This is a genomic window from Rhodococcoides kyotonense, assembly GCF_001645385.1.
GTDB lineage: Bacteria > Actinomycetota > Actinomycetes > Mycobacteriales > Mycobacteriaceae > Rhodococcoides > Rhodococcoides kyotonensis_B.
The window spans coordinates 299,566-325,286 of the sequence record NZ_LVHI01000012.1; the positions used below are offsets into that span (position 1 = coordinate 299,566).

Below are 25,721 nucleotides of genomic sequence, written 5' to 3' on the forward strand. Positions count from 1 at the left end.
CGTCAGGCACGCGACGCGGCTCGTGCGCGGTGGCGCCGAACCGCGTCGCGGTTGGAACACGCTGTACCGCAATAACGTTGGCGTCCGGTGCGCGAGACGTCGGCGAAGATGTTCGAACAGCCCTCTGCGGCACAGCGTCCCAGCCGCGTCATTCCGCGCGTCGTCAGGTGCAGTGCGGTACCCACACTCACGAGCGCCCTGATGACTGCGCCGAGCGGGATGTTCGGATCACGGTAATGCATGTGCCACCCGTCGCCCGCGTGGTCGGTGAGGCGTGGATAGGCCGATGCGCGGGCGAGCATTCCGTTGACGATGTCCGCGCGTGCCTCGTCGGTCGTCGCGTCGACGACGGTTGCCCATTCACGGAGGAACTGCATCGCGTCGGCGAGATCGGCGTCGGTCGGTTCGGTGTCGACGACGAGCCCTCCGTCGACGCAGCGCCGTCCGAGTTCGGCGGCCGATTCAGGCGGCGTGTTGTAGAGGTCGACGCCCAATTGCACCGCATACGTTCCGTAAGGGTTGATGTGCATAAGACCATTACAGCACAGTGGGCGTATGACCACACACGACCACACCTGGACCACCACGAGCCGACACGACACCAGCGAGGGCCGCATCAGCTACCAGCACTGCCCCTGCGGCGCCCAGCGAATCCTCGCTCCGGCGTATCCGGAGCGCGCACAGCTCGCCGTCGTCCTGCCCTGATGCCTACTGCTGGAGTCTGTCGGCGAGCAGCGGAACGACCTGCTCCACCGCGTACTGCAGCGACAGCACCGAACTGGTCGAGTACGACTTCGCGACGACGGGGTCGTCGAACACCAGCGACCGACCGTCCTGCACTGCCGGTATCGCCCGGAACAGCGGATTGTCGGTGACGTCGGACGGCGACGTCTGAATCGGAAAGATCACGACGAGGTCCGCGTCGAGCAGGCCGAGCTCCTCGTCGGAGATGGGCACCGAGAACCCCTGCGGCGGTAGCGCATCGATCGTCGGATTGGACACGAACCCGAGCTTCTTCATGAACTGCATGCGCGTGCTGTCGGAAACGTATGCGCCGTAACCGGTTCCGCTGTACGCGCCGACGGTAATCGTCTTGCCGACGAATTCCGGATTCTGCTCGACAGCCGCGGCGAAATTCGCCTCGACCTCGGACAACAGCTCGGCTCCTGTCGCCGACTCGCCCAGTGCCGCCGACACCATGGTGACCTGTTGATCGAGCGAGGTCAGATAGTTGTCGGCACCCTCGGGCAGTGCGATGGTCGGCGCGATCTGCGACAGCCGGTCGTATCTGTCCTGGTCGCCGGAACTCTTGGTATCGAGAATGACGTCGGGTTCGAGCGCGGCGACGGCCTCGTAGGACGGCTCCTGGGTGCCGATGATCTCGGGCGACGCGTCGTACAAGCCCTCGGCCCACGGGCCGACCCCGTCTCCCCCGAACGCAAGCCAGTCGCTCGCACCGACGGGCTGGACACCGAGCGCGAGAGCGGTTTCCGCGTCGGCCCAGCCGAGAGCCACGACGCGCTGGGGCTTCGATTCGACGGTCACCTCGCCGAACTTGGTGTCGATCGTCACCGGGAAAGCACCCTCGGCGGACGCACCCGTCGTATCGGGCGACTCACCGACCTCCGACGACGAGCACGAGACCACCGCGCCGACGGCGAGAACCGCTACGGCGAGGGTGGACAGGGACGAAGTTCGCATTCTGGACAGCACCCGCCCACGCTACGACACCCGGTGTCGCCGTGGGGGTGCCACGATTTTCGTCAGCGAACGAACAATCCGATGCATTCCACGTGATGGCTGAGGGGGAACGCGTCGAACGCCCGCATGTCCGCGAACTCGAAACCCGCGGCTCGATACAGCGCAGTGTCACGGGCGAACGATGCTGGGTCGCAACCGATGTGGACCACCCGGTGGGCGTCCGTCGCTTCGATCGCCGACACCACGTCCTTGTCCGCGCCCGATCTCGGCGGGTCGAGGACGACGACGGATGGAGACGGAAGCGACGCGACGACGCGTTCGACCCGGCCGGGAACGAATTCGATCTGCGGTGAATCGGCAAGTGCCGCAGCACCGTCCGCGGCTGCGCGACGGGAGAATTCGACACTGGCGACCCGGCCCGACGGACCGACTGCGTCGGCGACGCTCGCCGCGAACACCCCGACTCCCCCGTAGAGATCCCAGGCCACCGAGCCCGCGGCAGCGTCGGCCCACTCGGACACGACGTCGCTGTAGACCTGTGCGGCGTTCCGATGGGCCTGCCAGAACCCGGTGGCGTCGAGTTCCCACTGCCGCCCCGAGACGTACTCGTGCGGACGCCCGGTTCCCTCGACGACTTTCTCCGGACGTGGTCGCGACGCGGCTGCCCGACGTGCCGCAGCGCCGCGACGACCCGGCGATCGACGACCTGTACGTGACACCGCAGCAGGAGCGACCTCGACGACGTGGCGCACATCGTCCCCGTCGACCGCGACGGCGAGTTCGCTTCCCGGACGCCATCGTTCGGCGTCGAGACCGTCGAGTGCACCCGCAACCACCTGTGGGCAGCCGAGGTCGGTCACCAGCGTCGAGCTACGGAAGCGATGGAAACCGGCGCGGCCTGCGCCGTCGACACCCAACCGCACTCGCGTACGCCACCGGGTGCCGTCGTCGTCACCGGGGAGACCCTCCACGGTGACGTCGCGATCGATACCCGCGATTCGACGCAGTTGCTCGGCGACGACAGCAGCCTTCATCGCCCGACCGGCGTCGACAGTGGCGTGCGAGTAGTCGCAACAGCCCGAACCACCGGGTCCGGAGATGGGGCAGACCTGCGGGATCCGGTCCGGCGACGGCGAAACGATCTCGACGGCGTCCGCGCGGCAGAACGATCCGCCTCGATCCTCGGTGACCTTGGCTCGGACGACTTCGCCCGGCAGTCCGTGCCGGACGAACATCACGCGCCCGTCGTGGCGGGCGACGCAGAACCCGCCGTGCCCGGGTGGTCCCAGGGTGACCTCGATCGTGCGGCCGAACCAGTTCTCCGTCATCGACATCTGTCCCGTCACGACGCGTTCGGGGGTTCGTAGCCGCGACGGGACGCTCCCGGCGCGTTCTCGATCGACTCGCGCTTCGCCTTCTCGGACGAATGCAGCTGCCACGGCACGCTGGTGACCATCACGCCCGGCTGGAACAGCAGGCGGCTCTTGAGTCGCAGCGCACTCTGGTTGTGCAGAATCTGCTCCCACCAGTGTCCGACGACGTACTCGGGAATGAACACCGTGACGACGTCACGCGGCGAGTCACGGCGTACTCGCTTGACGTAGTCGAGCACCGGCTTCGTGATCTCGCGGTACGGCGACTCCACGACCTTGAGCGGGACGGTGACGTCACTGTCCTCCCACTCGCGGACCAGAGTGCGCGTGTCGGCCTCGTCGACGTTGACCGTCACGGCCTCCAACGTGTCCGGGCGGGTGGCCCGTGCATAGGCGAGTGCACGCAGCGTCGGCATGTGCAGCTTGCTCACCAGCACGATCGAGTGCGTGCGGCTCGGCAGTACGCCGTCCCACTCCTCGTTCTCCAACTCGCGGGCGACCGTGTCGTAGTGGCGACGGATCATCCGCATCAACGCGAAGATCGCGACCATCGCGACGATGGCGATCCACGCTCCCGCGGCGAACTTGGTGATCAGCACGATCACCAGCACCGCGCCCGTCATCGCGAGACCGACACCGTTGACGATGCGGGAGCGGAACATGTGGCGTCGAACATCGGGGTCCTGCTCGGTGCGGAGCAACCGTGTCCAGTGCCGGATCATGCCGGTCTGGCTCAACGTGAACGACACGAACACGCCGACGATGTACAGCTGGATGAGCTTGGTCACCTCGGCGCCGAAGACGACGACGAAGGCTATGGCGGCACCGGACAGGAACAGGATTCCGTTGCTGAACGCGAGGCGATCACCGCGCGTGTGCAGCTGCCGTGGAAGGTAACGGTCCTGTGCGAGGACGGATCCGAGGACCGGGAAGCCGTTGAACGCGGTGTTGGCGGCGAGCACGAGGATCAGGGCGGTGACGATGGTGATGAAGAAGAACCCGATCGGGAAGCCCTGGAAGACGGTCTCGGCGAGCTGCGCGATGAGCGTCTTCTGGTGGTAGTCCGCGGGCGCACCGATCAGCTGCTCGTGCGGGTCGAGGGCGTACTTGATGCCGATCTTCTCGGCCAGAACGATGATGCCCATCAGCAGCGTGATGCCGATGACGCCGAGCATGAGCAACGTCGTCGCCGCGTTGCGTGATTTCGGCTTCCGGAACGCGGGAACGCCGTTGCTGATCGCCTCGACACCGGTCAGCGCCGCACAACCCGACGAGAACGCCCGCGCGATCAGGAACGCGAACGCGATCCCGTACAGATGCGAATCCTCGGCCTTCAGCTCGAAGGACGCGGACTCGGCCTGCAGGTCCTCACCGAGAACGAACACACGGACCAGACCCCACGCCAGCATCAGGACCATGCCGATCATGAACGCGTAGGTCGGGATCGCGAACGCCGCACCCGACTCACGGATGCCGCGAAGGTTGATCGCGGTGATGAGCACGATCGCGACGACCGCGAACAGCACCTTGTGCTGCGCGACGAACGGAACGGCGGACCCGATGTTCGACGCGGCCGCCGAGATCGAGACGGCCACCGTGAGCACGTAGTCGACGAGGAGCGCGCTGCCGACGGTCAGCCCGGCGTTCGGCCCGAGGTTGGTGGTGGCCACCTCGTAATCGCCGCCACCCGACGGGTACGCGTGGACGTTCTGTCGGTAGCTCGCGACGACGACGGCCATGACGATGCAGACGGCAAGGCCGATCCACGGGGTGAAGGCATAGGCCGAGATTCCGGCAACCGACAGCACCAGGAAGATTTCCTCGGGCGCGTACGCAACGGACGACATCGCGTCGGAGGCGAACACGGGTAGTGCGATGCGCTTCGGAAGGAGCGTGTGACCGAGCTTGTCGCTGCGGAACGGCCTGCCGAGCACGAGCCGCTTCGCGGCGGTCGAAAGCTTGGGCACGGTGAGAGCCTAGGCGCTCGTGCCGAGTAAGCGAGTACCAGGAGCATCGAAACTCGAATTCGATGCCACCTCCGCTCGATTCGCGACGCGCGGCCCGATACGTTGGTGCAGGCCGATGCGAACGCGCATCGACGGGCAGTCGTGATCCGAGGGGAGCAGCAGCGGTGTACGTAGTGGTGATGGGGTGCGGCCGCGTCGGCGCATCACTGGCCGGCGCGCTCCAGCGGATCGGCCACGACGTGGCGATCATCGACCGTGACGAGAATGCGTTCCTCCGGCTCGACCCGACGTTCGACGGTGTGCGGGTCGTCGGTATGGGATTCGACCGTGATGTGCTGGTGAAAGCAGGCATCGAGAAAGCCGAAGCGTTCGCCGCCGTTTCGTCGGGCGACAACTCGAACATCATCGCGGCGCGTGTGGCGCGGGAGACGTTCGGCGTGGACAAGGTCGTCGCCCGGATCTACGACGCGAAACGCGCCGCGGTCTACGAGCGTCTCGGTATCCCGACGGTGGCCACTGTTCCGTGGGCCACGGACCGGTTCCTGCACAACTTGTTGCGTGACGACCCGACCACGAAGTGGCGTGATCCGTCCGGCAACGTCGCGGTGGTTCTCCTCGAGATCGACGACGGTTGGGTCGGCAAGAAGCTGTCGCTGCTCGAGGAAGCGACGCGCTCACGCGTCGCGTTCATCATCCGGTTCGGGACCGGACTCCTCCCGGACCGGAAGACGATCATCCAGGCCGACGACGAGATCTACGTCGCGGCGGTGTCCGGGACGGTGGCCGAGGCCATTGCCCTGGCAAGCAACCCGCCGCCGTCGGACGACTAGTCGTACGCTGGCCACATCCGCCTCGAGAACGAACGGGAACCCATGAGAGTCGCAATCGCAGGAGCCGGCGCCGTCGGCAGATCCATTGCCCGCGAGCTGATTCGCAGCGACCACACGGTCATGCTCCTCGAGCGCAAGCTCGACCACCTCGACCCCGACGCCATCCCCGAGGCCGAGTGGGTGCTCGCCGACGCGTGCGAGCTGAGACTGCTCGAGGCGTCGGCGCTCGAGACCTACGACGTCGTGATCGCCGCTACCGGTGACGACAAGGCGAACCTCGTCCTGAGCCTGTTGGCGAAGACCGAATTCGGGGTCAACCGCGTCGTCGCACGCGTGAACGATCCGCGCAACGAATGGCTGTTCGACTCGTCGTGGGGCGTCGACGTCGCGGTGTCCACCCCGCGAATGCTCGCCTCCCTCGTCGAGGAAGCGGTGTCGGTCGGAGATCTGGTGCACCTCATGACGTTCCGCAAGGGTCAGGCGAACCTCGTCGAGGTCACGCTTCCCGAGAACACACCCCTCGCGGGCAAGCCCGTCAAGAAGCTGTCGTTGCCGAGAGACGCTGCGCTGGTGACGATTCTGCGCGGAGGGCGGGTGATCGTCCCCCAGCAGGACGACCCGCTCGAAGGCGGCGACGAACTGCTGTTCGTCGCGTCCGTCGAGGTCGAGGCCGAGCTGCGTGCAGCGGTCGGACTGGTCCAGACGACCTGAATCACGCAGCCGACGTACGATCCGCGCGTCGCACAGCCCAGAACGTGACGAGCAGCGCGACGCCGGTGAGCGGCCATCCCATTCCGATACGGGCGACCGCGAGCCAGCCGGTCTGATCCGAATCGTAGAGCTGCGACTGCACGAGGTACCGCGCGCCGAAGACGACCGCCCAGGCGAGCGTCGCGATGTCGTACGCGTACACCGACCGTCGGTTCGATCGCCAGGACGTGCCCCCACCGTTGAGGTATCCCCACACGACTCCGACGAGCGGCCACCGAGCGACGATCGACAGCACGAACACCGCGCCGTAGACGAGGCTGGTGTAGATCCCGAACAGGAAGTAGCCCTTGGCGTCTCCGGTTCGATACGCGATGAAGGCGCAGATACCGACGCCGAAGAAACCGGAGATGGCCGGCTGGATCGGGGTGCGCTTGGCGAGGCGCCAGATCGTGACGCCGAGAGCGACGGCGAGAGCGGCCCAGATCGCCACCGTCAGGTCGAACAGGCTGTTCGCCGGGACGAACACGATGACCGGCAGAGTCGACGACACCAGCCCGGACAGTCCGCCCATCTGCTCGAGGACGGTCTCCTTCTTCGCAGCCGCGTTCGTCGGCACGGGCGGCGCATCGACCTCCGGTGTCTGCTGTACTTCCGGGGCGTCGGGTGCTTTACCGTCTCTGTCGGTCACGACGTCGAGAGTGCCATACGCGGCGAATCAGGATTCGTCGCGGAGTTCGTAATAGGGGTTGTAGACGATCTTGCGGCCGTCGCGCTCTCCGACGCGGCCCTTGATCATCACCGTCTTGCCGGGCTCGATGCCTGCGATCTTGCGGCGGCCGATCCACACCAGCGTGACGGGGGCGGTGCCGTCGAAGAATTCGGCTTCGACGTTGGCGTTCGCAGCCTTGGAGCACGTCTCGACGCTGCGAAGACGACCCAGCATCGTGACTTCTTCGCCGCGCGAGCAATCACATGCCCGGCGTGCTCCCGACGCTTCCGACGTCTCAGCCATCTCTTCGGCGTCGAGCTGGTCGACGTCCTCGGTCAGCTTCCGCGTGAGTCGGCGGAAATATCCTGCGGCAGCGGGTGCCATGGTGAGCTCCTGGAGCATTCTGCGACCGGGTCGGTCGCGTAAAGGCCTGTACATCGGCCACTGTAGACCCGCGAACCTGCTGTGGCCAACCGGCCTCGCCCTGCATGTGACGACTCACGGTCCCGGTGTCCGGGGTGCCGGCCCTACCGGCACAATCGACGGAATGACATGGGCCACACACGCCGTCGTTCTTCCCGGAACGGGATCGGACGCCGTCTTCGCGCGCGACGCCTTCTCCCCTGCCCTCGAGACGATGGGCACTGTGACGTCGGCGATCGATCCCGACCCTCGACGCGTCGTCGCGGGATACGAGGACGCACTCGACGACGCAGCTCGACGCCACGGCCGAATCATCGTGGGCGGCATCTCGATAGGTGCCGCTGTCGCACTGTCCTGGGCTCGCCGTCACCCGGAATCGATCGTCGGCGTGCTCGCCGCGTTGCCGCCGTGGCTCGGCGAACCCGGCGATGCGCCTGCAGCGCTGAGCGCCCGCTTCACGTCGGCTCGCCTGGGCGAATCGGGCCTCGACGACGTGACCGCGGCGATGGTCGCGTCGACACCCGGGTGGCTCTCCGCCACGCTCACCCGTTCGTGGGCGTCGCAGTGGCCGGATCTGCCACTTGCACTGAACGAGGCCGCGAGCTACGCCGCTCCCACGATCGACGACCTGCGTCGTACGTTCGTTCCGACGGCCATCGTCGCGGCCGTCGACGACCCGGTCCACCCGCGTGCCGTCGCCGACACGTGGCACACCGCGCTCCCGACGTCGTCGCTCGCCACCATCACGCTCGACGACATCGGTCGCGACGCAGGCATTCTCGGGATCAGGACCGTGTCGGCGCTCTCATCGCTCCTGACGTGAGCCGAAAGCCGAGTTCAGCCGAGCTGTTGCATGGCCGATCCGGACGTGCCGCGGCGCGGACCCTCGGTCGGCGCAGTGGGTGCAGCCGGCTGAGGGGCCGCCTGTCCCGCCGCCTGACCCGTCGGTTGGCCGGGCGCTTGCCGATCCACGGCCTGCTGGGCCTGTTGCTGCTGAGCCGCCGCGAGTTGAGCCGTCAGAGCCGCGGGCAGAACCACCGGAAGTGGGGTGCGCACCGGATGCGGATCGCTGCCACGATCGACGATCGTCTGCGACAACACGTTCCGGGCGATCGCGACGAGCGGGGCGTCGCCGCCGACCGCACCGGCGGGCCCGGCGAGCACACAGCGCACCATCCAGCGGTAGCCGTCGACGCCGATGAAACGGAGGTCGGCGTTCGTCGTGACGGCGTGCAGCTCACGCCCCCACGGGCCGGTCTCGATGCTGACGTCTGCTTTGTCCGCTCGTAGCGACGTCGCGAGGTCGCCTGTCACCTCGCGCCACTGTCCCGGCGATTTCGGAGCGGCGTAGGCGGCGATGGTGATGCGGCCGTGCTGCGTGACGACGTGTACGGCCTGCGGCGCGCCGGACCGGTTCATCTCGACCTGCAGCTGACCACCCTCGGGCAGAGGAATCAGCACCGAGCCGAGGTCGAGACGGGTCTCGACGAGTGCGTCACGGCTGTCGTCGACCTCGGTCAGGTCGAACGGTCCGACCGTGGGGTCGACGTTCGCGCGCTCGGTGTCGTCGGCGTCGGGCGCCGTGTCGTCTGCGACGCCGCTCACACGCGAGTCGTCGGTGGCTGCGTTCTTCTTACGCCGTCCGAACATGATCAGTCCTCTTCTTGCTTCGTCATGGTGCTCGTCGCTCCGGCAACCGCCGAGTCGACCAGACTGGCGTGGCCTCCGCTCGAACCGTATCCGCCGCTCCCGCGCGTCGTGTCGTCGAGCGAATCGACCTCTTCGAACGTGCAGAGTTCGACGCGCTGCACCAGTAGCTGCGCGATGCGGTCACCGCGGACCAGGTGAATGGTCTCACGCGGATCGAGGTTGATCAGGCAGACCTTGATCTCACCGCGATAGCCGGCGTCGATGGTGCCGGGCGCGTTCACGATGGACAGACCCGAACGTGCGGCGAGCCCCGAACGGGGATGAACAAGTCCGACGGTACCCAGCGGAAGCGCCACGGCGATGCCGGTTCCGACGACACGACGCTCGCCCGGCGCGATGCTCGCGTCGGCGGTGATGTGCAGGTCCACTCCCGCGTCGCCCTCGTGGGCTCGCGTCGGCAACGGCAGTCCGTCGTCGAGTCGTTTCAGCGCAATCACCGGCGGGTTCGGCGAATTCGCCTGATGGTCGTCACGTCGTGCATCGTCGCTCACGTGGTCCGAGACTACGCCGTACGGCCCGTGACGCGCTGCACGGCATGCGGCACCTTTCCCTTGGCCACGTAGTCTGGAGGGCGTGCCTCACGATCGCCAGCCCGACCTCGAACCGACCGCGGACTCTTCTCACGCCGACACACGCACCGTCGTGTATTCGGAGAAACTGTGGGTCCCGCTGTGGTGGTGGCCCGTCGGTCTGGCCGTCGCAGCGCTGCTGGCCGCCGAGGTGCACATGGGTGCCCCGGGGCTGCGCGCGTGGCTCCCCTACGTTCTGTTGCTGCCGTTCCCGCTGTGGGCCCTCTACTGGCTCAGCCGGATGAAGATCGAGGTCGTCGTCGACGCGGACGGCACTCGGGAGCTGCACGCCGGGCGTGCTCACTTACCGCTCGACGTCGTCGACCGGGTCGCCGTGGTGCCTGGAACGGCAAAAAGTGCGGCACTGGGAAGGCAACTGGATCCACTTGCCTTCGTTCAGCACCGCACTTGGGTCAAACCGATGGTCCTGGTAGTTCTCGATGATCCCGACGACCCCACCCCCTACTGGTTGGTCAGTTCGAAACGACCTGACGATCTGGTAGCTGCACTGGCCGCGCCCACCCCCGGAGATCGCCACTAGGCGATCTCGGCGTCGATTCCAGTACGTGCTACGCCTGCTGCTCAGCGATCAAGCAGCGCAGTCTCGGCACACGAGCACGCCGTTCGCGTCGCTTGCCAGCCTGCTCCGGTGATGGACCAGGAAGCAGCTCGAGCACGTGAACTCGTCGGCCTGCTTCGGGACGACTCGCACGGACAGTTCTTCTCCGGACAGGTCTGCACCTGGGAGTTCGAACGATTCCGCCGTGTCGGACTCGTCCACGTCGACGACCGCGGACTGCGCCTCGTTGCGACGTGCCTTCAGTTCTTCGAGAGAGTCCTCGGAGACGTCGTCGGATTCTGTTCTTCTCGGTGCGTCGTAGTCGGTTGCCATTGTTCCTCTAACCCCTCGTCTTCTTGCTTGATTTCCGGTGGTTGCTGCTGACGACGTCCTAGCTCGGTCGCCGGCTGTGAGGAGGCGTTTGCGTTGCTCCCACCGTCCTTGTTCGTGTTGAACGCACGAGAACCTCGTAAGGTGCCCGAAAACACCGGGTAATGCCCGATCGATCTCGGCTCGAAACCCTCTTCGACACCTACGCGACGATCCCGATTCGCACCGATGCGTCTCTGGTCTGAAACCACCGGGGCCGCCAGACAATAGCCGAAGCTTTGCCGTTTGACGAAACCGAACCGCCGAAAGCGCCGAAATCGGTCGTGCACCGGGCATGAACAACACGAGCCACCGACTCATTCCCACCCCGGCCCGAGTGAATTTCGCCGACGACTTGCCGACAGACGCAGCCGTCCGTTCGGGAGGCAACTACAGTGAGCGAGCGCGCTGGGACCGGTCGCCGGTAGCGCCGCATTTCGAACCGGACGACGGAAAGGCGTATCCACACCGTGGTTTCTCTGATCACCGAGGGTAGTTCGGTCGACGATCGCGGACGGCCGTTCCGCCGTAGGCGCGCAATGCCCATCCTCGTCGTGCTGCTCGCTCTCGCCCTGCTGGGCGTGTTCACCTGGATACGCGTCTTCACCGCGGGCGAGGCGGTCACCGCGACGGTGGAATGCAACCCGCCGTCGACGACGCCGGCTGCAGATGGAACCGTGCCCGCCGAACTCGGTGAGCGCGTGGACCGCTCGACTCTCGAGGACACCGAACCTGCGGCGCTGTCGGCCACGCGCGTCAGAGTCTTCAACGCGAACGGCGAATCCGGCCAGGCGGCAACCGTCGCGGCAGAACTGAGCGACTACGGGTTCGCGAGCGCGCCCGACGTCCAGGTCGGCAACGATCCGGTGTACACGGACCAGAACATGCAGTGCCAGGGCCAAATTAGGTTCGGCCAGAACGGAATTGCCGCTGCGAGCGCCGTCTCGCTCGTCGCACCGTGCGCCGAGTTGATCGAAGACGGACGCGGCGACGACACCGTCGACCTCGCCCTCGGAACGTATTTCAAGGATTTGCAGCCGAATTCGGACGCGGAGTCGGTTCTGCAGTCGCTGGCCGGAGTCACTCCAGGTACACCCGCCGCCCCCCTCGACATCGACCTTCTGGACGCAGCTCGACAAGCGACCTGCTGACCGACACCACGTCCGGCGGTCCGGCTCGGGTCAGTCCGTCGGGATCGGCGCCAGCGCTCCCACTTCACCCAGGAGCTCGAGGAATTCGGCGTCGATCCCGGCTGCGACAGCGACGGTGACAGCACCCTCGGCGCTCGACGAACTCGGCGACGGCAACCGAAGAACGGCACCCGCTTCTTCTGCGATCAACGACCCGGCGGCCCAGTCCCACGGACTCAGTCCGTGCTCGAAGTGAGCGTCGACCGCCCCCGACGCGACCATGCACAGATCCAGTGCTGCCGACCCGACACGCCTGATGTCCCGGACCCGGGGAAGCAGCTGTCCGATCATGCGGCCCTGCGCCGTACGCCGGGACGAGGAATACCCGAAACCGGTGGCCACCAACGCAAGTGAGACGTCCTCGATCGGGTTGCACGCCAGTCTCGTCGCGGTCCCGTCCGACGTCGTGGCGAAGGCTCCCCGGCCTCGTGCCGCGGTGTAGACGATGTCACGTGCGACGTCGACGACGACTCCTACGACGCTGACGCCGTCGATCTGCGCTGCGACCGAAATCGCATACGCGGGAAGCCCGTACAGGAAGTTGACGGTCCCGTCGATCGGATCGAGGATCCAGCGCACACCCGCGACCGAATCGGTTCGACCGCCGCCCTCCTCCCCCAGAATCGCGTCGCCGCTTCGCCGTTCCGCCAGCAGTCCACGCAGCAACTGTTCGGTCTCGGTGTCGACGACCGTGACGGGATCGGTCGGTGTGCTCTTGGTCTGTACGGACTCCTCGTGCCCGCCGACACCCGACTGTCGCGCGTTCGGGCCGAAGACCTCGGGACGTCGCACCCGCACGTGAATGGCCGCGGCGCGCGCGACCTCCACCGCCACGTCCAGTAGTGACGACGTCAGAGCCGCATCGGGATTCGGGGACGCTTCGGACGAATTACCTGGAGTGGACACGGGTCTATCGGATCACACGAGATGCGCCGCGCACCACCCGCGCGGGCGCGCCTCGACGTTCCGAACGCGCAATGCACCGTCCGCCCACTATCCTTCTCGGAGGGTACGTCCACGCCTTCTCAGTTCCCACGACACCAGGAGCATGCGCCACATGACACAGGCAGGTTCGGGACCACAGTCCACCGACGGCACTCAGCGGCTCGGCTTCGGAGTGGACGTCGGCGGTAGCGGCATCAAGGGCGGCATCGTCGATCTCGTGACGGGTGAACTCGTCGGCGACCGGTACAAGATCGAGACCCCCCAGCCGTCCACGCCGGAGGCCGTTGCGGGCGTCGTCGCGGAGATCGTGAAGTACTTCGATTGGTCGGGTCCGGTCGGCGTCACACTCCCGGCCGTCGTGACCGCAGGCATCGCGCGCTCGGCAGCGAACATCGACAAGGGCTGGATCGACACCGACGCCAAGGCGTTGTTCGCCCGCGCGATCGGGCATCCGAACATCACCGTCCTCAACGACGCCGACGCCGCGGGTGTGGCCGAGGACAAGTACGGCGGCGGCAAGGACAAGAGCGGCGTCGTCATCCTGCTCACGTTCGGCACCGGAATCGGATCGGCCGTGCTGCACGACGGCGTGCTGCTCCCCAACACCGAGCTCGGTCACCTCGAGGTCGACGGTAAGGAGGCAGAGCACCGCGCCGCGTCGTCGGTCAAGGAACGCAAGGACCTCTCGTACAAGGAATGGGCCAAGGAAGTGTCCAAGGTCCTCGAAACGTTCGAGGCGCTTCTGTGGCCCGATCTGTTCATCGCCGGCGGCGGAATCAGCCGCAAGTCCGAGAAGTGGATTCCGCACCTGACGAACAGAACTCCGGTGGTGGCGGCCACATTGTTGAACACCGCAGGCATCGTCGGCGCAGCTCTGGCAGCCGACACAGCCGCGTTGCAGGGCCACGCTCGGTAACAAACTCTCCGCGGGTCGTTACAATGGTTGATGCCGGTCTGCACGCCGGCATCAATCGACAAGACCTCTCCGCCGGAAACAACTCTGGCGTGACGCCGCACGACACCGTCACGAAAGGGCGTACGTGGCAGCCACCGATATCCGTCAGACCGTGGATTCAGAAACAGAGTCTGCGACCCCTGCACCTGCTGCGGAGGCGCCGAACGGAACTGTCCGACCGGCCAAGGCACCGGCGAAGAAGGCCGCAGCCAAGAAGGCTCCCGCCAAGCGCGCCGCAGCCAAGAAGGCGCCGGCGAAGAAGGCCGCAGCCAAGAAGGCTGCAGACCCCGCTCAGGCGACCGACGGTGACGAGGACGCCCCCGGCATCGACGACATCGACATCTCCGACGGCGACATCGCCGCCGCGGCCAACGACGTCGTCGACGTCGTTGCGGCTGACGACGACAGCGAAGACGACGGAACGTCCGAGCCCACCGCCGAGGACAAGGCGTCGGGAGACTTCGTCTGGGACGAAGAAGAATCCGAGGCTCTTCGACAGGCACGCAAGGACGCCGAGCTCACCGCGTCGGCCGACTCCGTTCGCGCCTACCTCAAGCAGATCGGCAAGGTCGCCCTCCTCAACGCCGAGGAAGAGGTCGAGCTCGCCAAGCGCATCGAGGCCGGGCTGTTCGCCACCGAGAAGATGCGCGAGTTCGCCGAGAAGGGCGAAAAGCTCCCCGTCGCTGCGCGACGCGACTTCACGTGGATCTGCCGTGACGGCAACCGCGCCAAGAACCACCTGCTCGAAGCGAACCTTCGTCTCGTCGTGTCGCTCGCCAAGCGCTACACCGGCCGCGGCATGGCCTTCCTCGACCTGATCCAGGAGGGCAACCTCGGTCTGATCCGCGCGGTCGAGAAGTTCGACTACACCAAGGGCTACAAGTTCTCCACGTACGCCACCTGGTGGATCCGTCAGGCCATCACCCGCGCCATGGCCGACCAGGCCCGTACCATCCGCATCCCGGTGCACATGGTCGAGGTCATCAACAAGCTCGGTCGCATCCAGCGTGAGCTCCTGCAGGATCTGGGCCGCGAGCCCACTCCCGAGGAGTTGGCCAAGGAAATGGACATCACGCCGGAGAAGGTGCTGGAAATCCAGCAGTACGCGCGTGAGCCCATCTCCCTCGACCAGACCATCGGCGACGAGGGCGACAGCCAACTCGGCGATTTCATCGAGGACTCCGAAGCCGTCGTCGCCGTGGACGCCGTCTCGTTCACGCTGCTGCAGGATCAGCTGCAGTCGGTACTCGAGACGCTGTCCGAGCGTGAAGCCGGCGTCGTGCGTCTGCGCTTCGGTCTCACCGACGGCCAGCCGCGCACGCTCGACGAGATCGGCCAGGTCTACGGCGTCACGCGTGAGCGCATCCGTCAGATCGAGTCGAAGACCATGTCGAAGCTGCGCCACCCGTCCCGGTCGCAGGTTCTGCGCGACTACCTCGACTGACACACACCGTTCGCGACACCGCCGTCCCGCTCGCGGGGCGGCGGTGTCTTGTCGGTGGCAGTCAGAGTGCGGGCGGCGCGAACGAGCCGTCGCTGCCGGGCGCGTAGTCGCGTACCGAGGTCACCGCACCGGCCGGAAGCGGACCGTACAGGTGCGGGAACAGCATGGAGTCGGGATCGCTCGGCACGCCGGGTTCCCATCGCACGGGTGATCCCAGTCGTTCGGGGTCGAGGACCAGCAGGACCAGATCCTCGCGTCCGGCGAACAGACGGTTCGCAGGCAAGTGGACCTGCTCCGGCGTCGACAGGTGGACGAATCCGACGTCGTCGAAATCGGCCGGGCGCCGGCTGCCCGCGGCCCGCGCCGACAACCACTCTTCGTAGCTGCACATGTGCAGCAGGACACCACCGGATTTGCTCACGCCTCGATCCTACGAGGGCCGCACACGCGCGCGGAAGGTCAGCTGTGAGCGAACACGAACCGGTGGACATACCTGTCACCAGCAGCAGCCGAGCCAGTTTCGTGTTAGTGACAACACAAAGAAACACCCTCGGGAACAACGCATGAAGCCCAAACGTCTGACAGAGTGTACGGACCGCGCCATACCGACGCGGCGGACCGGCCCCAGGCACTCGGGTAACACCGAAAGCCAGTACGGAGGAGTCATGCCCGGAACATTGACCAGCCCACAATTGACAGCAGCCGACCGGTGCGACCGGTGCGGTGCAGGGGCTCGTGCACGTGTTGTGCTCTCGACCGGTGGAGAACTCCTGTTCTGCAACCACCACGCCAAGGAGCACGAAGACCGTCTGCGTGAAATGAACGCAACGGTGATGACCGAAACGGACTCTGCGGTGTAACCGGCTCGCCTCGGTAGCTTTCGACACCAACATATGAACAACGAAGAACGGGTGGCTCCAATCGGAGCCACCCGTTCTTCGTGTGTCGTGCGATCGTGTACGCGCCTTACATCTTCCGCAGCTGCGCGATTCGTTCCCCGAGCTGCTCGGCCGTCGCCATCGCAGTGGGAGGGCCGCCGCAGATGCGTCGTAGATCGCCGTGGATGACGCCGTGCGGCTTTCCGGTGCGGTGGTGGTACACCGCGACCAAACTGTTCAGTTCACGCCGCAGACCGGCCAACTGACCGGCAGAGGACACACGCTCCGCTGCGGCGGGAGGCGGCACCGCGGGCGTCGGTGCAGCAGGAGTCTTGTCGAGCTGTTCCTGCTGTCGCTGCCGGAGCAGGTCGCGCATCTGCTGCGCGTCCAGAAGCCCCGGGAGGCCGAGATAGTCCGCTTCTTCGTCGCTACCCGAGAACGTGGCCGTGCCGAACGACGAGCCGTCATAGATGACCTGATCGAGTTCGGCGTCGGCGCCGAGCGCCGTGTACGCCTTCTCGTCCTCGCCCGGCTCGTCCTTCTGCTTGTTCGCGTCGGCCAGCAGGTCGTCGTCGAGACCGTCCTTCTCGCGGTGCGGCTTGCCCAGGATGTGGTCGCGCTGCGCCTCCAGCTGGCTCGCGAGGTCCAACAGGACGGGAACGGACGGCAGAAAAACACTTGCGGTCTCGCCGGGCCGCCGCGACCGCACGAATCGGCCGATCGCCTGGGCGAAGTACAGCGGGGTCGACGCGCTCGTCGCATACACACCGACGGCGAGACGCGGAACGTCGACGCCCTCGGACACCATGCGGACCGCGACCATCCATTTCTGGTTGCTCTTGCCGAACTCGGCGATGCGAGACGACGACGTCGGGTCGTCCGACAGAACGATGCACGGTGTCTCGCCGGTGATGACCTCGAGCAGCTTGGCGTACGCGCGCGCGACGGTCTGGTCGGTGGCGATCACGAGTCCGCCCGCGTCGGGCACTCCTCCGGCGCGGAGCTGACCGAGCCTGGTGTTCGCGGCCAGCAACACCGCCGGCATCCAGTCGCCTTGCGGGTCGAGAGCGGTGCGCCACGCGCGCGCCGTCTGCTCGGCGTTCAGCGGTTCACCGAGGCGCGCGGTGAACTCCTCCCCCGCGCTGTCCCGCCACCGCGCCTCGCCCGAGTACGCGAGGAACACGACGGGACGGACGACACCGTCCCGCAACGCATCGGAGTAGCCGTAGGAATGGTCTGCGCGTGAGCGCATGAGCCCGTCGGAGTCCGGCTCGTACGTCACGAACGGGATCGGACTGTCGTCGCTTCGGAACGGGGTTCCCGTCAGCGCGAGGCGACGGGTCGCATCCGAGAACGCCTCGCGGATCCCCTCGCCCCAACTCTTGGCGTCGCCGCCGTGGTGAATCTCGTCGAGGATGACGAGCGTGCGCCTGGCCTCGGTGCGAACGCGATGCTTGAACGGGTGCGACGCGATCTGCGCGTACGTCACGACGACACCGTGGTAATCGCTCGACGTCTGGCCGGTGGAGTTCGAGAAGTTCGAATCGAGCGCGATGCCCGCCCTGGCCGCGGACTCCGCCCACTGGTGCTTGAGATGCTCGGTCGGCGCGACGACGGTGACCTGATCGACGGTGCGGTGCGCGAGCAGTTCCGACGCGACACGGAGCGCGAACGTCGTCTTGCCTGCACCCGGCGTCGCGACCGCGAGGAAGTCCTTCGGTGACGCCATCAGATACTTCGTCAGTGCGCGCCTCTGCCAGGCACGCAGCGGCGCTCCGCCCGGGGAGATTGCGGTTCCCGGGGTGGCCCCGGAGGGTGTGTCGGCGTCGGTGGTCTCTGCGCTCATTGGCCGCCTGTTCCTGGCATCGATCGAGTCCTCACTGGCAATGGGAAGAAGAAGCCGTAGCTGTGCAATGTCCGCGGTGGAGCCTATCTGTCGGCACCGACCGAACCCGAATCGTAGCGAGCCACATCGATCGACTCGGTGGGCGACACGGACAGCCCCAGACGGGCATTCGGGCGTGTCGTCAGGAATGCTGGAGAGATCATGAGCGAATCTGCAGGCGAACGACGTACGGGCGAGCTGTCGAAGCGGCGGCCGCTTCATGTCGCCTGGACTGTGGTCCTCCGCACAGCGAGCAAGGCTTGGGACGACTCGATCTTCAGCAAGGCGGCTACCGCGGCGTTCTGGCAGACGCTCTCGCTCCCGCCGCTGCTGCTCGGCGTCCTCGGCAGCCTCGGGTTCGTCGCAGGCTGGTTCGGGCCCAACACGATCGACATCATCGAATCCAAGATCATCACGTTCAGCGCGAGTGTGTTCAGCGACTCGGTTGTCGACGGAATCATCGAGCCGACCGTGCAGGACATTCTGCAGCAGGGACGCGGCGAGATCGTGTCCGCCGGATTCCTGCTGTCACTGTGGGCGGGCTCGTCGGCGATCTCGACGTTCGTGGACTCGATCGTAGAAGCCCACGGGCAGCAGGATGCTCGTAACCCCGTCTGGCAACGCATCTTCGCGTTGTTGCTCTACGTCGGTTTCCTGATCGTCGCCGTGTTCGTGCTCCCCCTCGTCGCACTCGGGCCGACGTTCGTGCAGAGGATCCTGCCCGCGTCGTGGTTCGAGATCGGGAGCGAACTGATCGACTTTCTCTACTATCCCGCCGTCGGACTGCTGTTGATCGCGGGATTGACGACGCTGTACAAGGTCGCGCTGCACAGGTCCCTACCGTGGCACCGTCTGCTGGGCGGCGCGTTGCTGGCAGGCGTGTTCTTCATGATCGCCAGCGCGGTGCTGCGGTTCTACTTGACCTGGGTGACCGGCACCGGCTACACCTACGGCGCGTTGGCGACGCCGATCGCGCTGCTGCTGTTCGCGTTCTTTCTGGGCTTCGCGATCGTGCTCGGAGCAGAGTTCAACGCGACCATCCAGGAGTTCTTTCCCGCGCGAGCGACACGCCTGGAACAGATGAAGGAATGGCTCGCCGCCCAGGCCGCCTTCGAGGAGTCGAACCCGGTGACGGCCGTCGCACGGCGACTCGCGACCGGACCGATCCGAATCGCCGGCGACCGCAACAAGCCCGGCGCTGCGACCGATTCACCCGCAGCCCGGGCCGAGCGTGAAGCCGAGCCGGCGCCGGCAACTCAGAAGAGTGCGCCCCGGAAGAGTCCGGCCCGGAACAATGCGACGCAGAACGACTCGGCGAGGCGCGGAGACCAGGCCGGTCAGTCGCCCTTCTTCAAGCCGTCGTAGATCTTCTTGCAGTCGGGGCATACCGGCGAACCGGGCTTGGCCGACTTGGTGACCGGAAACACCTCACCGCACAACGCGACGACGTGGGTACCCATCACAGCGCTCTCGGCGATCTTGTTCTTCTTGACGTAGTGGAAGACTTTGGGCGCGTCGTCGTCCGTGGTGTCGTCGGGTGCGATATCGGGACGTTCCTTGGTCTGTGTGCTCATGCTGAAAGATTATTCCGCACGCGCGACGACACACGCATCTTCGGCGAGGCCAAGAACACGTGTGCAATCCTGCGGCACGAGTGCCACAGTGGAGGTATGACGAGAACACCGGGGTTTTCCGGCTCGAGCGAGAGCGGCTCGGCCCGTAACCCCGTACTGATCACCGAAGCCAAGAGTTCGGTCGAAGAGCAGCACCGCGCCCGAGTGCGCAAGTACATGTTCATCATGTCGTTCCGCATACCCGCGCTCGTGCTGGCCGCCATCTCGTACGGCATCTGGGCCAACCCGTGGATCGCCATGGCGATCGTCGGAGTGTCGATCCCCCTGCCGTGGATGGCGGTTCTCATCGCGAACGACCGCCCACCCCGCACCAAGGACGAAGTCAGCAGATACGACGGCCGACGCGTGAGCAGACCTCAGGTCGAAGCCCGCGCGCATCACGTCATCGATCAGCACGACGACTGAACCCACGCCTCGCACAGGTCACGACCCAGCTGAAAGACTGGGCTCGTGACTGCAACTCTGCTCTCGATCTGCCCGGCGCTACGGACCGCTTTCGAACGAACCGGCTACGACGCCGATTCGCTGCTCGACATGTTGGGCGACGACGCGCATGCCGCTCTCGGCCGCAGCGAACCCGTCCCGGTGCGACGCGCCAGCATGGACGGTGGTGATCTCGGAGTTCTGGTCCGCCTCTTCCTCCTCGTGGACGACGTCGTCGAGGAGGACGCCGCGCGGGCCCTGGCACCTGTCGACCTGGACGACGCAGTCGATGCCGGACTTCTGACGCGCGTCGTGGACGGCACGGTCCGAACTCTGCTGGACGTTCGACCGCTCGACGCGGGCCACGGTTCCCGCTGGATCGTGTCCGACCCCGACGGCAGCATGCGCCCGGCACCGACTGCACCCGACCACGTTCTCGGCGTCGGACAGGCGTCGCTGTCGTTGTTGCGCGGCACGCCGACGACGCCCGCTGCCGAGGTTCTCGACGTCGGCACGGGCTGCGGGGTCCAGGCCGTCCACGCGGCCGACTACGCCGAGACGGTGACCGGCACCGACATCAGTCCACGCTCGGTGCAACTGGCCGCGGCGACCGCTGCCCTGAACGGTCTGTCTCTGGAACTGATCGAGGGCTCCTGGTTCGAACCGGTCGCGGGCCGTACGTTCGACCGCATCGTGGCCAATCCGCCCTTCGTCGTCGGTCGCGGCACCGTCGAGCACACCTACCGCGACTCCGGCCTCGACCTCGACGGCGCGTCTCGATTGATGATCGGCGAGGCACCGAAGTACCTGAAGCCGGGAGGCACCGCAGCCATCCTGGCGTCGTGGGTGCACGTCGACGGCGAGGACTGGCGCGCACGGGTGGCGTCGTGGTTGCCCGATCACGGCGTCGACGCATGGATTCTGCAGCGTGACGTCGCCGATCCTGCCCTGTACGTCGGCACATGGATGCGCGACGGCGGCCTCGATCCCCGCGACGAGGCCAATGCGGCGCTCGCCCAGTCCTGGCTCGACCACTTCGCCGCGGCCGACGTCCGGGGCATCGGGTTCGGCTTCGTCTACCTGCGCAAGACGGAACTACCGACCGACGTTCTCGCCGAGGATCTGCGGCACGCGTTCGAGGACCCGCTCGGCAACGAGGCGATCGCCTACTTCGACCGACTGACGTGGCTCCGGGAGAACGATCCGGCCGACTCGGTGTTCGAGCTCGATCCCGCGACGGCCCTCGAACACGTGTCGCTGCCCGGCGACGAGGGTTGGCACACCGAGGTCATCCGCGTTCATCGCGGCAACGGCCCGAACTGGCAGCACGAGATCGACGAGGTCGGCGCGATGCTGCTCGCGGGAATGCGGGCCGACGGGATGCCGTTGAACGAACTCGTCGCCCTGCTCGCCGCCGCACACGGGCTGGATTTCGAGCCGCTCATGGCAGGGGCGCTCGAACTGACGACGGGATTGGTCAGGCACGGCCTCGTGCTGCCGTCCGGACTGGTTCCCGCCTGAGGTTCCGTGCTGGGCCTTCTCAGCAACTTCTCAGGGGGTCGGGGGGATAAAGCCTGGTCAAGCGGGTATCACGCGATGGTGCGGTGGGAACTTTTCGAACTCGACCGGACGTTGATCCCTATGAGACACCACCGATCAGGAGGCAAGTCATGACAAGCCCCAGCACCACGACCCGCCCACGTCCCACCGACGCCGATCTCGACGCGCAGAGCCCGGCAGCAGATCTCGTTCGCGTCTACCTGAACGGCATCGGCCGGACCGCGCTGTTGACCGCGGACGAGGAAGTGGACCTGGCCAAGCGAATCGAAGCGGGGCTGTACGCGAAGAACGTGCTGGAGAACTCGAAGCGACTGACAGCTGCGAAGAAGCGCAATCTGGCGATCATCGTGCGTGACGGCAGTGCGGCGCGCAGCCATCTGCTCGAGGCCAACCTTCGTCTCGTGGTGTCGCTCGCCAAGCGCTACACCGGCCGCGGCATGCCGCTCCTCGATCTGATCCAGGAAGGCAACCTCGGACTGATCCGCGCGATGGAGAAGTTCGACTACGCCAAGGGATTCAAGTTCTCGACGTACGCGACCTGGTGGATCCGCCAGGCCATCACTCGCGGCATGGCCGACCAGAGCCGCACCATTCGCCTCCCTGTCCACCTCGTGGAGCAGGTCAACAAGCTGGCTCGTATCAAGCGCGAACTCCACCAGCAGCTCGGCCGCGAGGCGACCGACGAGGAGCTGTCGAACGAGTCGGGTATTCCCGTCGAGAAGATCGCCGATCTGCTGGACCACAGCCGTGACCCGGTGAGCCTCGACATGCCCGTCGGCAGCGACGAGGAAGCACCCTTGGGCGACTTCATCGAGGACTCCGAGGCGACGTCGGCGGAGAACGCCGTCATCGCGGGCCTCCTGCACAGCGACGTTCGTACCGTCCTTGCGACGCTGGACGAGCGTGAACAGCAGGTCATTCGTCTCCGTTACGGTCTCGACGACGGACAGCCCCGCACACTCGACCAGATCGGCAAGCTCTTCGGCCTGTCGCGCGAGCGTGTGCGTCAGATCGAGCGCGAGGTGATGGTCAAGCTGCGACAGGGCGACCGCGCCGAGAAGCTGAGGTCGTACGCCAGCTGATCCTCGGCTGGGTCGGCTCCGAACTGGTGGAGCAGCGGTGCAGTTTCCCGCGCGCTCCATCGTAGGCGGTGGCCGGGTCGCTTTCTCTCCCCCTCTTGGGAAAGTCGACCCGGCCTCCGCTCGTTTTGTCTCTACCGGAGTCGCCTGGGACCCAGATCGTTTCGTGACGGCACGGGCCCCAGACGCAATCGTGCATCGGTGATCTGCGCTCCGTGCGCCGACGCCAGAACCGGTTCGCAGGCCAGTTCCCTGATCTCGGGGATGTCGTCGGCCATCGCCGACACCCGCTGCACCAGGTCCACCAGCGCACTCTTGTTGACGGGCACCGCATTTCGATACCCGGACAGGAGAGGCGCTGCTTTCGGGGCATCGATCAGCTGGACGGATTCGTCCTCGGTCAGCGGCAGAACCCGGTACGCGCGGTCACCCAGCAGATCCGAGATCACCCCGGCCAGACCGAACGAGATCAGCGATCCGAACGACGGATCGTCCTGCACGCGCACGACACAGCCGATTCCCTTCGCCGCCATCTTCTGCACGTGCAGCAACGGCTCTCCCGAGTCCGCGGCGAGCGAACGATACGCAGCACGCACCGCGTCGCTGCTCGCGAGATCGAGGCGCACTCCCCCGAGATCCGGTCGGTGACGCCACTGCTCGCCCGTCGCCTTGACCGCGACCGGGTAGCCGAGCTCCTCGGCGGCCGCTGCCGCCTCGGCTTCGTCGGTCACGGCACGGAAGTCGACGACGTCGATGCCGTAGCAGGCCAACAACTCGGCGGTCTCGAAATCGGACAGCCAGCGGTCCTGCCCGGTCCAGCCGCGGACGAGGGACGCCGCGCGTTCTGCATCGACTCCGTTCGGCCGTACCGGTGCGGACGCCGGACGGCTGCGCCACGACGCATAACGCCATGCCTTCGCCAGCGCCGTGACGGCACGCTCGGGGCTGGAGTACGAGGGCACCGAACCGCGGATGGGATGACCCTCGTCCCCGCGTACCGCGAGCACGTCCGGAATTCCCTCGGTCGCCAGGAACGTGGTGAGGACGGGCTTGTCGGCGCCGCGCACGGCCGCTCCGAGCGCCTCGGCGAACGGCTCGACCGTGACCGCGACCGGCGGCACGAACACGACGATCACCGAATCGACGTCGTCGGCCGCGAGAGCTTTCGACACGGCCGCGGCGAACTCGTCCGGGCCTGCCTGCGGGCCCACGTCGATCGCCGCACCGGCGTGGAGACCGTCGGCCCGCGCGGCGTCGACGGCGAGCACGCCAAGAGCAGTCGAGTTTCCGACGACCGCGACCCGCGGGCCCGTCGGCAGCGGCTGATAGCCGAACAGCACCGCACAGTCGAACAACTGCGCGATGGTGTCGACCTGGATGACGCCTGCCTGCTCGAAGAGCGCCTTCACGATGGTGTCGTCGATGTCGGGTCCGGTCGCGAGCGCGGGTGGCACCGCACCCCGTCCGCTCTTCACGGCGACGATCGGTTTGTTCCGAGCAACGCGCCGCGCGATTCGCGTGAACTTGCGTGGATTACCGAAACTCTCCAGGTAGAGCAGCACGACCTCGGTCGCAGGATCGGAGTCCCAGAACTGCAGCAGGTCGTTACCGGAGACGTCGGCCCTGTTGCCCGCCGAGACGAACGTCGACAACCCCAACCGGCGTTTGGCCGCCTGGTCCAGAATGGCGATGCCCAGCGCTCCGGACTGACAGAAGAAGCCGACGCGTCCCGGCGTCGGCAGGTGCGGCGCCAGCGTCGCGTTCAGCGAGAAGTCGAGATCGGTGTTCGCGACGCCGAGCGCGTTCGGGCCGATCAGGCGCATCCCGTGGGCACGTGCGGCGCGCACGAGTCGACGTTCCTTCTCCTGGCCTGCCGAACCCGTCTCACCGAAACCGGACGACACCACGACGAGCGCTTTGACGCCCTTGTCCAGGCAGTCGTCGAGCACCTCGTCGATCGCCTCGGCGGGCACGGCCGCGATCGCGAGATCGACCGAATCGGGGATGTCGTGCACCGTCGGATACGCCCGCACTCCACGCACCGATCGGTGGTCGGCGTTCACCGGATAGACCGGACCGGTGAAACCGGCCGACAGTAAGTTCGTCAGGACCGCGTTGCCGACCTTCGAACTGTCCGTCGATGCTCCGATGACCGCAACAGAGCTGGGGCTCAACACGTTTCGTACGCTTCGCGCCTCAGCGGCGCGCTCCCGCGAATTGCGGACCGACAGAAGGGCTTCGCTGGGATCGATCGCGAATTCCAGCCGTAGAACACCACCTTCGAAGCTCCGGCTGACCTGATAGCCCGCCTCACGGAACACCGTCACCATGTTGCGGTTCTCGGCCAGCACCTCGGCGACGAACATGCCGACGCCGTTCTCGGCCGCCGCACCGGCCAGGTGCTCGAGGAGTATCGGACCGAGCCCGCGTCCCTGGTGGGAGTCGGCGACGACGAACGCGACCTCGGCGGAATTGCCGTCGCCCTCCGGCAGCCGCTCGTATCGGCCGACGGCGATGATGTCGTCGCCGAGAATTGCCACGAACGCGACGCGATCTCGGTGATCGACGGTCGTGAAGTTCAGGACATCCCGTTGCGGCATCGTCGGGTACGGACCGAAGTACCGCAGGTATCTGGTTCGTTCGGACAGCCTGCCGTGGAACGCCACCAGCGCATCGGCGTCGGACGGCACGATCGGACGCAGGTGCACGACGCCGCCGTCGGAGGCCAGCACGTCGGCAACCCAATGCTTCGGAAACGACGTCTCGGCCTTCAGCCGTTCACGTTCCTTCGCGGTGGGTTCTGTCTC

At 66.5% G+C, this 25,721-nt stretch carries 26 protein-coding genes and 1 pseudogene; 13 read left to right on the forward strand and 14 right to left on the reverse strand.

The window, feature by feature from the left end; all coding sequences use genetic code 11:
• Positions 1-2 precede the first annotated feature (2 nt).
• Positions 3-530 carry a CGNR zinc finger domain-containing protein gene (locus A3K89_RS09445; protein WP_068424453.1) on the reverse strand — a complete coding sequence of 176 codons (528 nt, stop codon included), beginning with the start codon at positions 528-530 and terminating at the stop codon, positions 3-5.
• A 25-nt stretch (positions 531-555) separates the two neighbouring features.
• Here A3K89_RS09445 and A3K89_RS25965 point away from each other — a divergent pair, with 25 nt between their 5' ends.
• Positions 556-705: a hypothetical protein gene (locus tag A3K89_RS25965; RefSeq protein ID WP_167674272.1), complete on the forward strand. Its 150-nt coding sequence runs from the start codon at positions 556-558 to the stop codon at positions 703-705.
• A 3-nt stretch (positions 706-708) separates the two neighbouring features.
• Here A3K89_RS25965 and A3K89_RS09450 read toward each other — a convergent pair whose 3' ends face one another.
• From A3K89_RS09450 to A3K89_RS09460, 3 genes are all read right to left on the reverse strand, one after another.
• The gene (locus A3K89_RS09450; protein WP_174551395.1) at positions 709-1,701 is read right to left on the reverse strand and encodes an iron-siderophore ABC transporter substrate-binding protein; all 993 of its coding nucleotides are present in this window, start codon (positions 1,699-1,701) and stop codon (positions 709-711) included.
• 62 nt (positions 1,702-1,763) lie between these two features.
• The gene (locus A3K89_RS09455; protein ID WP_068425987.1) at positions 1,764-3,029 is read right to left on the reverse strand and encodes a class I SAM-dependent RNA methyltransferase; all 1,266 of its coding nucleotides are present in this window, start codon (positions 3,027-3,029) and stop codon (positions 1,764-1,766) included.
• A gap of 14 nt (positions 3,030-3,043) precedes the next feature.
• Positions 3,044-5,041: an APC family permease gene (locus A3K89_RS09460; protein ID WP_068424455.1), complete on the reverse strand. Its 1,998-nt coding sequence runs from the start codon at positions 5,039-5,041 to the stop codon at positions 3,044-3,046.
• A 164-nt stretch (positions 5,042-5,205) separates the two neighbouring features.
• Here A3K89_RS09460 and A3K89_RS09465 point away from each other — a divergent pair, with 164 nt between their 5' ends.
• Entirely contained in the window at positions 5,206-5,871 is a 666-nt protein-coding gene (locus A3K89_RS09465; RefSeq protein WP_068424458.1) for a potassium channel family protein, read from the forward strand.
• 42 nt (positions 5,872-5,913) lie between these two features.
• Positions 5,914-6,582, forward strand: a complete 669-nt coding sequence (locus A3K89_RS09470; RefSeq protein ID WP_068424461.1) for a potassium channel family protein — start codon at positions 5,914-5,916, stop codon at positions 6,580-6,582.
• A 1-nt stretch (position 6,583) separates the two neighbouring features.
• On the opposite strand, the gene A3K89_RS09475 is transcribed toward A3K89_RS09470, so the two are convergent.
• Positions 6,584-7,153: a DUF3159 domain-containing protein gene (locus tag A3K89_RS09475; protein ID WP_167674283.1), complete on the reverse strand. Its 570-nt coding sequence runs from the start codon at positions 7,151-7,153 to the stop codon at positions 6,584-6,586.
• 144 nt (positions 7,154-7,297) lie between these two features.
• The gene (locus A3K89_RS09480; protein WP_068425992.1) at positions 7,298-7,675 is read right to left on the reverse strand and encodes an OB-fold nucleic acid binding domain-containing protein; all 378 of its coding nucleotides are present in this window, start codon (positions 7,673-7,675) and stop codon (positions 7,298-7,300) included.
• Between the two features lie 163 nt (positions 7,676-7,838).
• Between A3K89_RS09480 and A3K89_RS09485 the strand changes: the two genes are divergently transcribed.
• Positions 7,839-8,537, forward strand: a complete 699-nt coding sequence (locus A3K89_RS09485; protein ID WP_068424464.1) for an alpha/beta fold hydrolase — start codon at positions 7,839-7,841, stop codon at positions 8,535-8,537.
• Positions 8,538-8,551: 14 nt separating this feature from the next.
• On the opposite strand, the gene A3K89_RS09490 is transcribed toward A3K89_RS09485, so the two are convergent.
• Together A3K89_RS09490 and dut are read right to left on the reverse strand one after the other, a co-directional pair.
• Positions 8,552-9,364, reverse strand: a complete 813-nt coding sequence (locus tag A3K89_RS09490; RefSeq protein WP_068424467.1) for a DUF3710 domain-containing protein — start codon at positions 9,362-9,364, stop codon at positions 8,552-8,554.
• Between the two features lie 2 nt (positions 9,365-9,366).
• On the reverse strand, positions 9,367-9,861 hold the full coding sequence (gene dut / locus A3K89_RS09495; protein WP_174551416.1) for a dUTP diphosphatase: 495 nt from the start codon (positions 9,859-9,861) through the stop codon (positions 9,367-9,369).
• Between the two features lie 136 nt (positions 9,862-9,997).
• On the opposite strand from dut, the gene A3K89_RS09500 reads away from it, so the two are divergent.
• Positions 9,998-10,534, forward strand: coding sequence for a DUF3093 domain-containing protein (locus A3K89_RS09500; RefSeq protein ID WP_084423686.1), 537 nt, complete (start codon positions 9,998-10,000; stop codon positions 10,532-10,534).
• A 48-nt stretch (positions 10,535-10,582) separates the two neighbouring features.
• Here A3K89_RS09500 and A3K89_RS09505 read toward each other — a convergent pair whose 3' ends face one another.
• Complete coding sequence (locus tag A3K89_RS09505; protein WP_019664051.1) at positions 10,583-10,885, reverse strand: DUF4193 domain-containing protein; 303 nt, start codon at positions 10,883-10,885, stop codon at positions 10,583-10,585.
• A gap of 506 nt (positions 10,886-11,391) precedes the next feature.
• Between A3K89_RS09505 and cei the strand changes: the two genes are divergently transcribed.
• Positions 11,392-12,072, forward strand: coding sequence for an envelope integrity protein Cei (gene cei, locus A3K89_RS09510; protein ID WP_068424473.1), 681 nt, complete (start codon positions 11,392-11,394; stop codon positions 12,070-12,072).
• Between the two features lie 30 nt (positions 12,073-12,102).
• On the opposite strand, the gene A3K89_RS09515 is transcribed toward cei, so the two are convergent.
• Positions 12,103-13,017, reverse strand: a complete 915-nt coding sequence (locus A3K89_RS09515; protein ID WP_217266256.1) for an inositol monophosphatase family protein — start codon at positions 13,015-13,017, stop codon at positions 12,103-12,105.
• 151 nt (positions 13,018-13,168) lie between these two features.
• Here A3K89_RS09515 and ppgK point away from each other — a divergent pair, with 151 nt between their 5' ends.
• Positions 13,169-13,972, forward strand: a complete 804-nt coding sequence (ppgK, locus tag A3K89_RS09520) for a polyphosphate--glucose phosphotransferase (RefSeq protein ID WP_068424474.1) — start codon at positions 13,169-13,171, stop codon at positions 13,970-13,972.
• A gap of 61 nt (positions 13,973-14,033) precedes the next feature.
• Positions 14,034-15,455: pseudogene (locus A3K89_RS09525) on the forward strand (RNA polymerase sigma factor); the annotation flags it as partial.
• Between the two features lie 61 nt (positions 15,456-15,516).
• Here the strand turns inward: A3K89_RS09525 and A3K89_RS09530 are convergent.
• Positions 15,517-15,846, reverse strand: coding sequence for a DUF952 domain-containing protein (locus A3K89_RS09530; protein WP_084423740.1), 330 nt, complete (start codon positions 15,844-15,846; stop codon positions 15,517-15,519).
• 274 nt (positions 15,847-16,120) lie between these two features.
• Here A3K89_RS09530 and A3K89_RS26305 point away from each other — a divergent pair, with 274 nt between their 5' ends.
• A complete protein-coding gene (locus tag A3K89_RS26305; protein ID WP_068424479.1) occupies positions 16,121-16,315 on the forward strand; it encodes a DUF7455 domain-containing protein in 195 nt (64 codons plus the stop codon).
• A gap of 106 nt (positions 16,316-16,421) precedes the next feature.
• On the opposite strand, the gene A3K89_RS09540 is transcribed toward A3K89_RS26305, so the two are convergent.
• Complete coding sequence (locus A3K89_RS09540; RefSeq protein ID WP_240931114.1) at positions 16,422-18,062, reverse strand: DEAD/DEAH box helicase; 1,641 nt, start codon at positions 18,060-18,062, stop codon at positions 16,422-16,424.
• A gap of 318 nt (positions 18,063-18,380) precedes the next feature.
• Between A3K89_RS09540 and A3K89_RS09545 the strand changes: the two genes are divergently transcribed.
• Positions 18,381-19,583 carry a YihY/virulence factor BrkB family protein gene (locus A3K89_RS09545; protein WP_068424488.1) on the forward strand — a complete coding sequence of 401 codons (1,203 nt, stop codon included), beginning with the start codon at positions 18,381-18,383 and terminating at the stop codon, positions 19,581-19,583.
• Here the strand turns inward: A3K89_RS09545 and A3K89_RS09550 are convergent.
• Positions 19,556-19,792, reverse strand: a complete 237-nt coding sequence (locus tag A3K89_RS09550; protein ID WP_068424491.1) for a DUF3039 domain-containing protein — start codon at positions 19,790-19,792, stop codon at positions 19,556-19,558. The genes A3K89_RS09545 and A3K89_RS09550 overlap by 28 nt on opposite strands.
• A gap of 96 nt (positions 19,793-19,888) precedes the next feature.
• Between A3K89_RS09550 and A3K89_RS09555 the strand changes: the two genes are divergently transcribed.
• The 3 genes from A3K89_RS09555 to A3K89_RS09565 all read left to right on the forward strand — a co-directional run bounded on the left by A3K89_RS09555 (position 19,889) and on the right by A3K89_RS09565 (position 22,917).
• Positions 19,889-20,257 carry a DUF3099 domain-containing protein gene (locus A3K89_RS09555; RefSeq protein WP_068424493.1) on the forward strand — a complete coding sequence of 123 codons (369 nt, stop codon included), beginning with the start codon at positions 19,889-19,891 and terminating at the stop codon, positions 20,255-20,257.
• 45 nt (positions 20,258-20,302) lie between these two features.
• Positions 20,303-21,796 (forward strand): N5-glutamine methyltransferase family protein, encoded by a 1,494-nt coding sequence (locus tag A3K89_RS09560; protein WP_068424496.1) that lies wholly within the window; start codon positions 20,303-20,305, stop codon positions 21,794-21,796.
• A 149-nt stretch (positions 21,797-21,945) separates the two neighbouring features.
• Positions 21,946-22,917 carry a sigma-70 family RNA polymerase sigma factor gene (locus tag A3K89_RS09565; protein WP_068424498.1) on the forward strand — a complete coding sequence of 324 codons (972 nt, stop codon included), beginning with the start codon at positions 21,946-21,948 and terminating at the stop codon, positions 22,915-22,917.
• Between the two features lie 131 nt (positions 22,918-23,048).
• Here the strand turns inward: A3K89_RS09565 and A3K89_RS09570 are convergent, their stop codons facing one another.
• On the reverse strand, positions 23,049-25,688 hold the full coding sequence (locus A3K89_RS09570) for a bifunctional acetate--CoA ligase family protein/GNAT family N-acetyltransferase (RefSeq protein WP_174551417.1): 2,640 nt from the start codon (positions 25,686-25,688) through the stop codon (positions 23,049-23,051).
• Between the last annotated feature and the right edge of the window lie 33 nt (positions 25,689-25,721).

Bases quoted from the DNA above. Each gene is read 5' to 3' on its own strand.
- A3K89_RS09445 (WP_068424453.1), bottom strand. From the start codon at position 530: ATGCACATCAACCCTTACGGAACGTATGCGGTGCAATTGGGCGTCGAC.
- A3K89_RS25965 (WP_167674272.1), top strand. From the start codon at position 556: ATGACCACACACGACCACACCTGGACCACCACGAGCCGACACGACACC.
- A3K89_RS09450 (WP_174551395.1), bottom strand. From the start codon at position 1,701: ATGCGAACTTCGTCCCTGTCCACCCTCGCCGTAGCGGTTCTCGCCGTC.
- A3K89_RS09455 (WP_068425987.1), bottom strand. From the start codon at position 3,029: ATGACGGAGAACTGGTTCGGCCGCACGATCGAGGTCACCCTGGGACCA.
- A3K89_RS09470 (WP_068424461.1), top strand. From the start codon at position 5,914: ATGAGAGTCGCAATCGCAGGAGCCGGCGCCGTCGGCAGATCCATTGCC.
- A3K89_RS09475 (WP_167674283.1), bottom strand. From the start codon at position 7,153: ATGGGCGGACTGTCCGGGCTGGTGTCGTCGACTCTGCCGGTCATCGTG.
- A3K89_RS09480 (WP_068425992.1), bottom strand. From the start codon at position 7,675: ATGGCACCCGCTGCCGCAGGATATTTCCGCCGACTCACGCGGAAGCTG.
- A3K89_RS09485 (WP_068424464.1), top strand. From the start codon at position 7,839: ATGACATGGGCCACACACGCCGTCGTTCTTCCCGGAACGGGATCGGAC.
- A3K89_RS09490 (WP_068424467.1), bottom strand. From the start codon at position 9,364: ATGTTCGGACGGCGTAAGAAGAACGCAGCCACCGACGACTCGCGTGTG.
- A3K89_RS09505 (WP_019664051.1), bottom strand. From the start codon at position 10,885: ATGGCAACCGACTACGACGCACCGAGAAGAACAGAATCCGACGACGTC.
- ppgK (WP_068424474.1), top strand. From the start codon at position 13,169: ATGACACAGGCAGGTTCGGGACCACAGTCCACCGACGGCACTCAGCGG.
- A3K89_RS09530 (WP_084423740.1), bottom strand. From the start codon at position 15,846: ATGTGCAGCTACGAAGAGTGGTTGTCGGCGCGGGCCGCGGGCAGCCGG.
- A3K89_RS26305 (WP_068424479.1), top strand. From the start codon at position 16,121: ATGCCCGGAACATTGACCAGCCCACAATTGACAGCAGCCGACCGGTGC.
- A3K89_RS09540 (WP_240931114.1), bottom strand. From the start codon at position 18,062: ATGGCGTCACCGAAGGACTTCCTCGCGGTCGCGACGCCGGGTGCAGGC.
- A3K89_RS09545 (WP_068424488.1), top strand. From the start codon at position 18,381: ATGAGCGAATCTGCAGGCGAACGACGTACGGGCGAGCTGTCGAAGCGG.
- A3K89_RS09550 (WP_068424491.1), bottom strand. From the start codon at position 19,792: ATGAGCACACAGACCAAGGAACGTCCCGATATCGCACCCGACGACACC.
- A3K89_RS09555 (WP_068424493.1), top strand. From the start codon at position 19,889: ATGACGAGAACACCGGGGTTTTCCGGCTCGAGCGAGAGCGGCTCGGCC.
- A3K89_RS09565 (WP_068424498.1), top strand. From the start codon at position 21,946: ATGACAAGCCCCAGCACCACGACCCGCCCACGTCCCACCGACGCCGAT.